The following is a 684-nucleotide window of genomic DNA, read 5'->3' on the forward strand; positions in this document are numbered from 1 at the left end:
ATAAAAGCACCTACGTTATTGGGTAACCAAGACTTGTGGTAAAAAAAACGTTGACTCACCTGCTCAATTTATTCCTATCTCTCCAACTAACCCTGTTGAGCAAAAAATAACAGTTGAATACCCTACCCGAGTAAAAGTTCATTTATCAAACACTGAACTTCTTAAAGAAGCGATTCATTTATTCTAATGTTATCCTTACGAAATACAGACCATATTTACCTTTACAGTGAGTTTACGGATATGCGTAAAGGATTTAACGGTTTAAGTACTATCGTTATTTCTTTGATGGAGATGAATGTAGTGAGTGGTGACATTTATGTTTTCATCAATAGAAGTAAAGATAAAATCAAACTGTTACGTTTCGAAAGAGGTGGCTTTTCTCTCTATTATAAGCGATTAGAAAGAGGTCGATTTGAACTTCCAGTAGGTTTTGGAAAGTGTGACAGTATTCATTTAACCTCTGCTCAAATTATGATGTTAATAGAAGGCATTTCTTTAGAAAAAAGAAATCAAAAAGTGCGTTTCTAGTATCATTATTGCTATAAATAAGAGGTGAGTAAAGATGAGAAAATAGCATCACTGAAACAAACAAACACTTCTTTAAGTGAAGAAAACACACAATTAAAAGCACAGGTGGCCATGTTTCAGAATATGCTTTTCGGGGCTAAATCCGAGAAGCGTAAG

The 684-nt window shown here is 33.9% G+C and carries 1 protein-coding gene; it reads left to right on the plus strand.

The window, feature by feature from the left end:
- The first annotated feature begins 186 nt into the window (after nt 1-186).
- Nucleotides 187-528, plus strand: a complete 342-nt coding sequence (gene tnpB, locus NH26_RS15125; protein WP_071397163.1) for an IS66 family insertion sequence element accessory protein TnpB — start codon at nt 187-189, stop codon at nt 526-528.
- Nucleotides 529-684 lie beyond the last annotated feature (156 nt).

The organism is Flammeovirga pacifica, assembly GCF_000807855.2.
GTDB classification, from domain to species: domain Bacteria; phylum Bacteroidota; class Bacteroidia; order Cytophagales; family Flammeovirgaceae; genus Flammeovirga; species Flammeovirga pacifica.

Bases quoted from the DNA above. Each gene is read 5' to 3' on its own strand.
- tnpB (WP_071397163.1), top strand. From the start codon at position 187: ATGTTATCCTTACGAAATACAGACCATATTTACCTTTACAGTGAGTTT.